General features: G+C 83.2%; 1 pseudogene. It reads right to left on the bottom strand.

What is annotated here, in order from left to right:
• Positions 1-585, bottom strand: a pseudogene (locus tag ACFV0G_RS35250) (hypothetical protein); the annotation flags it as partial.
• Positions 586-690 lie beyond the last annotated feature (105 nt).

The following is a 690-nucleotide window of genomic DNA, read 5'->3' as shown; positions in this document are numbered from 1 at the left end:
GCCCCCCCCCGCCCCCGCGCCCCCCCGCGCCCCCGCCGCGCCCGGCCCCCGCGCGGGCGGCGCGCGCGCGCGGCCCCGCCCCCGCCCACCGCCCCCCCCCCCCCCCCCGGGGCCGGCGGGAGGGCCGGGCGGGGCCGGACGGCCTGCTGGAAGCGGGCCACCGCGTCCGCCCCCGCCCGCAGGTCGCAGGGCGCGCTCCACAGCAGCCAGCGGGCCTTCTCGAACCGCTCGACGACCTCCGGGTCCTCGGTCAGTCCGTGCCGCGCGGCCATCGCCCGGTACGCCTCCAGCCGGCCGCGCAGCTCGGCCCGGACGGCGAGCGGCTGGGCGACCTCGGTCAGCGAGTGCCTGGCCCGGGCCAGCTCCTTGGCGGCCGCGTCCTCCAGGGCGTCCAGCAGCGGCCCGAGCCGGTACCACTGCCCGCTGTGCTGGAGCTCGACCGCCTGGGCGATCCGCTCGCGCAGCGCCGAGGCGGGCCCCGGCACCGCCGGCACCTCGGTGGCGGCGATCTTCGCCAGGACCTCGCCCCGGGCGCGCCTGGCCTCCGCCAGCGTGATGTCCGCACGCTGCAGCAGGTCGCCGAGCGGGGGGGGGGGCCGGGGGGGCGGGGCCCCCCCCCCCCCCCCCGCCCCCCCCCCCCCCCCGCGCGGGGGGAGCGCCCGCGCGGGGTATACAAAAAAACAGACACCC

It is taken from the genome of Kitasatospora sp. NPDC059571 (assembly GCF_042735675.1).
Classification (GTDB): Bacteria; Actinomycetota; Actinomycetes; order Streptomycetales; family Streptomycetaceae; genus Kitasatospora.
The sequence above is the reverse complement of the archived record's forward strand: the minus strand, read 5'-3'. Positions and strand labels throughout refer to the sequence as shown.